The organism is Roseicella sp. DB1501 (assembly GCF_013112485.1).
Lineage (GTDB): Bacteria > Pseudomonadota > Alphaproteobacteria > Acetobacterales > Acetobacteraceae > Paracraurococcus.
Map to the genome: position 1 here is coordinate 1 of NZ_JABFHG010000041.1, position 2,313 is coordinate 2,313.

General features: G+C 69.8%; 3 protein-coding genes. All 3 read right to left on the reverse strand.

Annotated features, from left to right (window positions below; all coding sequences use genetic code 11):
- Window positions 1-7 precede the first annotated feature (7 nt).
- A complete protein-coding gene (gene tnpC, locus HJG45_RS28215) occupies window positions 8-1,579 on the reverse strand; it encodes an IS66 family transposase (RefSeq protein ID WP_171617311.1) in 1,572 nt (523 codons plus the stop codon).
- 105 nt (window positions 1,580-1,684) lie between these two features.
- Complete coding sequence (tnpB, locus tag HJG45_RS28220) at window positions 1,685-2,032, reverse strand: IS66 family insertion sequence element accessory protein TnpB (protein ID WP_171617307.1); 348 nt, start codon at window positions 2,030-2,032, stop codon at window positions 1,685-1,687.
- Window positions 2,032-2,313, reverse strand: a 282-nt coding sequence (locus HJG45_RS28225) for a hypothetical protein (RefSeq protein WP_171617309.1), incomplete at its 5' end; no start/stop codon positions are given. The genes HJG45_RS28225 and tnpB, both read right to left, overlap by 1 nt.

Here is a 2,313-nt window from a genome sequence, read left to right on the forward strand (position 1 = left end):
GTATGCGTCAGCCCACGCTGGTGGGTTGACGGCTTGGCCTGAAGTTCCAGGGTAGCAGCTCGTCGATACGGGTGATGGGGTGGCCATTTGCGAGGCGGTCGAGCACGGCTGCGATGTAGGCTTCCGGGTCGAGGCCGTTCAGCTTCGCGGTTTCGGCGATGGTGTAGATGATCGCGGCCCGCTGCCCGCCGGCATCGCTGCCAACGAATAGATAGTTCTTGCGCGTGACAGCTATACCCCTGAGCTGCCGCTCGGCGAGGTTGTTGTCGATCGACAGCCTGCCGTCCTCGATGTAGCGCGCCAGCGCGTCCCATCGGTTCAGCGCATACTGCAGCGCCTTGGCCAGTGTGGATTTACCGGGCAGCCGGCGTCGCTGCTGCAGCATCCAGGCGTGCAGGGCATCGAGCAGCGGCTTGCTCTGGGCCTGGCGCACCGCGCGGCGGTGCTCGGGCTCCTGGCCGTTGATCGCCGCCTCGATTGCGTAGAGCTCGCCAATGCGGCGCAAGGCCTCCTCGGCGATCGGCGACTTGGTGCTGTCGTAGACCTTGAACAGCTCGCGCCGGGCATGGGCCATGCAGGCGACATGCGTGATCGCTGGCGCCTTGCCGCCCTTCGGCGCGGTCAGCGCATCGTAGCCCGCATAGGCATCGGCGTGCAGCCAGCCGGCATAGCCGGCCAGGTGTTCCCGCGGCCGCTCGCCCTTGCGGTCTGGCGAGTAGTGGTAGATCGCCGCCGGCGGGCCGGTGCCGCCCCAAGGCCTGGGGTCGAAGGCATAGACCCAGAACCGGCCGATGCGGGTCCGGCCGCGCCCCGGGGCGAGCACGCGGATGGTGGTGTCGTCGGTCCAGATCACGCCCTGCGCCAGGGCGTACCTGCCGATCGCCTCGGCCAGCGGCCGCAGCCACCAGGCGCCGTGGCCCACCCAGTCGGCCAGGGTTTGGCGCTCGATCTCGACCCCCTCGCGCGCCAGGATGCCCGAGAGCCGGAACAGCGGCAGGCCGTCGAGGTACTTGGAGACCAGCACATGCGCCACCAGGCCCGGCCCGGGCCGGCCCCGCTCGATGGGCAGAGCCGGGGCGGGCGCCTGCAGCATGGCCTCGCAGGCCCGGCAGGCGTAGCGCGACCGGACGTGCCGGATGACCTTCAGCCTGGCCGGGATCTTCTCCAACACCTCGGTGATACTCTCGCCGAGCCGCGTCAGGCGGGCGGGATCGGTGCAGCCACAGCGGCAGGCGAGGACGGGCTCGTGCACCACCGTCTCGCGCGGCAGGTGCTCGGGCAGTGGCCGGCGCGTGGCGGGCTTGCGTTGGTTGCCGGACTTGCCCTTGCCCTGGCGTTCCCTCTCCGCCGCCGCGGCCTCACGCTCGGCCTGGTCCTCCTCGAGGTCGCCGATCAGCATCTCGAGCTGGTCGGCCTCGGCCGCGAGCTTCTCGGAGGAGCGGCCGTAGCGGTCACGCCGCAGCGTCGCCAGCTGGACCTTCAGCTTCTCGATCTCGTAGCCCGCGTTGCGCAACTCGGCATCGCGTTCGGCCAGCGCCGCGTCTCGCTCGGCAATCAGCGCATCGCGCTGCGCCAGCATGGCGCGCAGCGTCTCCACGTCGTCCGGGAATGCCGCGGTGTCGAGCTCGGGGGACACGCGTGAAGCGTCGCCGGCCTCACCGCGTCGCGCCAAATGAGGATGGCGTTACCCGACCACCTCGGGCCGAGCCGTCCAGGCTGGCATGCGCCAGTCAATCCCTTCCAACAGCATCGAGAGCATCGCTGGGGTCAGAGAAACAACACCGCTCGTCGCCTGCGGCCACACGAAGCGACCCTTCTCCAACCTCTTGGCCACGAGAACCAGGCCCTGACCGTCCCAGACCAAAATCTTCAGCAGGTCACCCCGACGGCCACGAAAGCAAAAGACCGCGCCGCTGTACGGATCCTGCGAGAGCACGGTCTGCACCTGCGCGGCCAAGCCGTCGAAGCCCTTGCGCATGTCCGTCGCGCCGCAAGCGAGGTAGACACGCGTGCCAGGCGGCGGGCCGAACATCACCGACCACCAAGTTCGGCCAGCACGCCCCGCAGCACCGCCATATCCACTCGGCCGCTGGCACGCACTGTCGCACCCGAGGGCAGACCGATCTCGATCACCCCGGCCGCGTCAACCACACCCTCCCGCGCCGGCCGCGGTCCTTCGACACGCGGCACCTCCGGCACCACCGCCACCGGCACGAACCCCGACACCGCCGCCGCCAGCATCTCCTTGCGCCAGGTGTAGATCTGTCCCGTGCTCGCCCCGTTCCGGTCGGCTACCGTCTGAACCACCGCACC